Raw genomic sequence first — 5480 nt, 5'->3', positions numbered from 1 at the left:
GTAAACGCGCGCCGCCGCGCGGCCGTGTCCCGCGGCGCGCCGTATCGGCCACCCACGCGCGGGTTCGCCCGGTCGAGCACTCGTGAAGATCGGGGGCTGGAATCCCACGCCTACCCGGCCTCTAATGCGCGCGAGACACGAGTTTCGTGCCGCCAGGTGGCTTGCCCCCGGTGGGACGTCATGAGATTGTGCGGCGAAAATTCATCCGGCCCAGGCGGCCTATGCCGCGGCCGGATGACAAAAAAATGACGATCAGGGTCCCCTCGCGGGGCAATTCCCCTTCCTCGGCGCCGAAGCATGCCCGCGTGTGCGGGAATGAACCGCGCGCGGCGCAAGGGATCATGGGACATGGCCCTGGTCGGCTTGAAGACGGGGCAACAAAATGGAGAAGGCGGCTTAATGCGTTCCATACACACCCAGCCAGTTCGGGCCTTTGAAGGCGGGGCGGCGGGTCCGTCCGCCCAGGACCTGCTGTGCATCAACACCATCCGCACCCTTTCGATGGACGGCGTCCAGAAGGCGAATTCCGGCCATCCGGGCACGCCGATGGCCATGGCCGCCCCGGCCTACGCGCTGTGGCAGAACGTCCTGAATTACGATCCGGCCGATCCGCTGTGGCCCAACCGCGACCGCTTCGTGCTGTCGATCGGCCACGCCTCGATGCTGATCTACTCGCTGATCTACCTGGCCGGCGTCCGCGACGTGAAGCACGGCACCGTGCTCGACGCCCCGTCCCTGACCCTCGAGGACCTCAAGCAGTTCCGCCAGCTCGACTCGCGCACCCCGGGCCACCCGGAATATCACCACACCGCCGGCGTCGAAACCACGACCGGCCCGCTGGGCCAGGGCTGCGGCAACTCGGTCGGCATGGCGATCGCCGAAAAATGGCTGGCCAACCGCTTCAACAAGCCGGGCTTTCCGCTGTTCGACTATCATGTCTACACCTTCTGCGGTGACGGCGACATGATGGAAGGCGTGGCCAGCGAGGCCGCGTCCACCGCCGGCCACCTGCGCCTGGGCAACCTGACCTGGGTGTACGACAGCAACCGCATCTCGATCGAAGGCTCGACCGACATCGCCTTCACCGAAAACGTGCAGAAGCGGTTCGAGGGCTATGGCTGGCACGTGCTCGAGGTCAAGGACGCCAACGACCTGCCGGCCTTCCAGGCCGCGCTGGCCGATGCCAAGGCCGAGACCGGCCGCCCGACGCTGATCATCGTGCATTCCGTCATCGGCTGGGGCGCGCCCAAGAAGGCCGGTACCGCCGCCGCCCACGGCGAACCCCTGGGGGGCGAGGAAATCCGCGGCGCCAAGAAGGCCTATGGCTGGCCCGAGGACCAGAGCTTCTTCGTCCCCGACGGCGTGCTGCACCATTTCCAGCAGGGCCTGGGCGCGCGCGGCGCCGCCGCTTCCAAGGCGTGGAAGGACCTGTACGCCGCCTACGCCAAGGAATATCCCGAACTGGCGGCCGAACTGGCCGACATCCTGTCCGGCACGCTGCCGGCCGGCTGGGACAAGGACATCCCGGTCTATGAGGCGAATCCCAAGGGCATCGCCACGCGCCAGAGTTCGGGCGAGGTCCTGAACGCGATCGCCCCGAACTTCCCCTGGCTGATCGGCGGCTCGGCCGACCTGTCGCCCTCGACCAAGACCAACCTGACCTTCCAGGGCGCCGGCTCCTTCCAGCCGCCCGAATGGAACGGCTCCTATGGCGGGCGCAACCTGCATTTCGGCGTGCGCGAACACGCGATGGGCTCGATCTGCAACGGCATCTCGCTGGCCGGCATCCGCGCCTACTGCTCGGGCTTCCTGATCTTCTCCGATTACATGAAGCCGCCGATCCGCCTGTCGGCGCTGATGAACCAGCCGGTCATCTACATCTTCACGCACGACTCGATCGGCGTGGGCGAGGACGGGCCGACCCACCAGCCGATCGAGCAACTGGCGCAGCTCCGCGCCACCCCCGGCGTCACCACGATCCGTCCCGGCGACGCGAACGAGGTCGCCGAGGCCTGGCGCACCATCCTGCCGATGACCGAGCGTCCGTCGGTGCTGATCCTCAGCCGCCAGAACCTGCCCACCCTCGACCGCACGGTCTACGCGCCGGCCTCCGGCCTGGCCAAGGGCGCCTATGTGCTGGCCGATAGCGACGGCACGCCCGACGTCATCCTGATGGCCACCGGCAGCGAGGTCTCCCTCGTGGTCCAGGCCTATGAGACGCTGAAGGCCGAAGGCGTGAAGGCCCGCGTGGTCTCCATGCCGTCCTGGGACCTGTTCGAGGCCCAGCCCAAGGCGTATCGCGACAGCGTCCTGCCCCCGTCCGTCACCGGCCGCGTCGCGGTCGAAATGGCCGCGCCGATGGGCTGGGACCGCTATGTCGGCCTCACCGGCGCCATCATCGCCATGCAGGGTTTCGGCGCCTCGGCCCCCGCCGGCGAATTGCTGAAGAAATTCGGCTTCACCGTCGACGCCGTGCTGGCCGAGGCCCGCAAGCAGGCGGCCAAGGCGTGATGTCCGGCCGGGGCGCCCGCCACGGTACGGCGGGCGCCCCGGCGCATTTTTTGACGTTTCGCGACTGATGACTAGATAAGGCGGGGGTTCGGCCGGCCGGCCGGGTACAACCCGCTGCGACACCGAAGGAGCAACACCATGAACGTCGTGCAGAAGACGGGTGTTCACGGCACCACCAATCCGCTGAAGACGCTGGAATCGTTCGGCCAATCCCCCTGGCTGGACTTCATTCAGCGCTCCTATACGGAAAATGGCAGCCTGAAGAAGCTCGTTGACGAGGACGGCCTGAAGGGCGTCACGTCCAACCCCGCCATCTTCCAGAAGGCCATGGGGCAGGGCACCGACTACGATGCCCAGTATAAGGACATCCTGGCCCATCGCATCGTCGATGCCGGCACCCTGTACGAAACCATGGCCATCGACGACATCAAGGCGGCGACCAAGGTCTTGTACCCGGTCTATGAGGCGACCAAGGGCCTGGACGGGTATGTCAGCCTCGAAGTCTCCCCCTACCTGGCGCGCGACACCCACGGCACGGTCGAAGAGGCCCGCCGCCTGTGGAAGGCCGTCGACGCCCGGAACCTGATGATCAAGATCCCCGGCACCGACGAGGGCGCGCCCGCGGTGCGCACCGTGATCGCCGACGGGCTCAGCATCAACGTCACCCTGCTCTTCTCGCTCGACGCGTACAAGAAAGTGCTCGAAGCCTATATCGCGGGGCTCGAGGACCGGCACGCCAAGGGCCTGCCCGTCAGCGGCATCGCCAGTGTCGCCTCCTTCTTCGTCAGCCGCATCGACGGCAAGATCGACAAGAAGATCGACGACCGCATCGCCGCCGGCGACAAGGATGCCGAGGCGCTGAAGGCCCTGCGCGGCAAGGTCGCCATCGCGAACGCCAAGATGGCCTACCAGCACTGGCTCGACGTCACCGCCTCCCCCCGCTGGCAGGCGCTCGCCGCCCTGGGCGCGCAGCCGCAGCGCCTGCTGTGGGCCAGCACGGGCACCAAGGACAAGGCCTACAGCGACGTGCTGTATGTCGAGGAATTGATCGGCCCCGACACCGTCAACACCATCCCGCCCGCCACGTTCGACGCCTTCCGCGACCACGGCAAGGCCCGCGCCTCTCTGACCGAGGATGTCGAGGGCGCGCGCCACGTGATGGCCGAGGCCGAGCGCCTGGGCCTGGATCTCGACGGCGTCACCACCAGCCTGGTGAATGAAGGCGTCGCCTCCTTCGCCGATGCCTTCGACGACCTGCTCGGCACCGTCGCGGCCAAGCAGGCCGCCCTGCTGGGCAACGCGCTGGTCAAGACCACCCTGTCCCTGCCGGCCGACCTGGACAAGGCGGTCAAGGCCAGCCTCGACGCCTGGCGCAAGGACGGCACGGTCCGCCGCCTCTGGGCGCGCGACGCCACGGTCTGGACCGGCAAGGACGAAGCCAAATGGCTCAAATGGCTCGACATCGTCGAGGACCGCCTGGCCGACCTGCCGGCGCTCGAAGCCTTCCAGGCCGAAGTGAAGCAGAAGGGCTTCAAGGACATCCTGCTGCTCGGCATGGGCGGCTCCAGCCTCGGGCCCGAAGTGCTGTCCGAAACCTTCGGCAAGCATGACGGCTTCCCGCATCTCCACGTGCTCGACAGCACCGATCCGCAGCAGATCCGCGCGTTCGAGAAGAAGATCGACCTGGCGAACACGCTCTTCATCGTCTCGTCCAAGTCGGGCGGCACGCTCGAGCCGAACATCCTCAAGGCCTATTTCTTCGACGCGGCCAGGAAAGTGCTGGGCGACAAGGCCGGTTCGCACTTCGTCGCGGTGACCGACCCCGGCTCGCACATGGAAGCGGTCGCCAGGCAGGACGGCTTCTGGAAGATCTTCTACGGCGAGAAGCAGATCGGCGGCCGCTATTCCGTGCTGTCCAATTTCGGCATCGTCCCGGCTGCCGCCGCCGGCGTGCCGCTCAAGCTGTTCCTCGACTCCGCGCTGTACGGGGTCAAGGCGTCGGCCGCCTCGGTGCCGCCGGCGCATAATCCGGGCGTGCAGCTCGGCACCGTGCTGGGCGTCGCCGCGACCCAATTCGGCCGCGATAAGGTGACGATCGTCGCCTCGCCCGCGATCTACGATCTCGGCGCCTGGCTGGAACAGCTCCTGGCGGAATCGACCGGCAAGGTCGGCAAGGGCCTGATCCCGATCGACGACGAAACGCTGGGCGCGCCCGCGCTCTACGGTTCGGACCGCGTCTTCGCCTATCTGCGCCTGGCCACCCATCCCAGCGCCGAACAGGACGAGGCGATCCGCGCCCTGGCCGCCGCCGGCCAGCCGGTGGTGACGATCGACCTGCATGACAAGCGGCAGATCGCCCAGGAATTCTTCCATTGGGAATTCGCCACCGCCGTCGCCGGCGCGATCCTCGGCATCGACCCGTTCGACCAGCCGGACGTCGAGGCGTCGAAGATCGAAACCAAGAAGCTGACGACCGCCTATAACGAAACCGGCACGCTGCCGGCCGAAACCCCGTTCGCGACCGACGGCGTCTTCTCCTTCTTCGCCGACGCCGCCAACGCGGCGGCGCTGAAGGGCGAAACCCTGGTCGGCATCCTCAAGGCGCATTTCGCCCGGGTGGGCGCGGGCGATTATGTCGGCCTGCTGGCCTATGTCGAACGCGATTACGCCACCCGTGCCTGGATCCAGTCCACGCGGCTGGCCATCCGCGACGCGCTCAAGGTCGCGACGGCCGCCGAATTCGGCCCGCGCTTCCTGCATTCCACGGGCCAGGCCTACAAGGGCGGGCCCAACAGCGGCGTCTTCCTGCAGATCACGGCCGACGACGCCGCCGACCTGCCGGTCCCGGGCGAGAAATACACGTTCGGCGTGGTCAAGGCCGCGCAGGCGCGTGGCGATTTCGACGTCCTGGCCGAACGGGGCCGCCGGGCGCTGCGCGTGCATATCGCCGGCGACCTGAAATCCGGCCT

At 67.6% G+C, this 5480-nt stretch carries 2 protein-coding genes; both read left to right on the top strand.

Annotated features, from left to right (window positions below):
• The first annotated feature begins 399 nt into the window (after nucleotides 1-399).
• Nucleotides 400-2511, top strand: a complete 2112-nt coding sequence (tkt, locus tag HUK84_RS09550; RefSeq protein ID WP_176640082.1) for a transketolase — start codon at nucleotides 400-402, stop codon at nucleotides 2509-2511.
• A gap of 138 nt (nucleotides 2512-2649) precedes the next feature.
• Nucleotides 2650-5480: bifunctional transaldolase/phosoglucose isomerase (locus HUK84_RS09545; RefSeq protein ID WP_176640081.1), on the top strand; the 2831-nt coding region annotated here is incomplete at its 3' end.

Origin of the sequence: Nguyenibacter vanlangensis (assembly GCF_013376155.1) — a bacterium.
Taxonomy (GTDB): Bacteria; Pseudomonadota; Alphaproteobacteria; order Acetobacterales; family Acetobacteraceae; genus Gluconacetobacter; species Gluconacetobacter vanlangensis.
This window is presented reverse-complemented; position numbering and strand designations above follow the sequence as displayed.